General features: G+C 48.3%; 1 protein-coding gene. It reads right to left on the reverse strand.

What is annotated here, in order from left to right; translation table 11 throughout:
• Positions 1 to 213, reverse strand: a 213-nt coding sequence (locus HBA93_RS23975) for a hypothetical protein (protein WP_221724873.1), incomplete at its 3' end; no start/stop codon positions are given.
• Positions 214 to 230: the final 17 nt, after the last annotated feature.

The following is a 230-nucleotide window of genomic DNA, read 5'->3' on the forward strand; positions in this document are numbered from 1 at the left end:
CGAAGCTGTGTTGAGGTCTCCTTTATCAGACAACGCGATAATCTTATCCATAGCAATGCGGCTGGCCAATGAAACATTGAGCATATGCCAGGAGAAATTGTCCTTACCATAGGCCTTCTCCAAGGCCACAAGACGGCGTTCTCTCAACTGGAAATTACGCAGTGCAACCGTGTCATTCAGCTGGTCTGCTGCAGCCAGGAAAGTTTCAAACAAAGGTACCAGCTGGCTAT

Source organism: Ochrobactrum sp. SFR4, from assembly GCF_019730395.1.
GTDB lineage: Bacteria > Pseudomonadota > Alphaproteobacteria > Rhizobiales > Rhizobiaceae > Pseudochrobactrum.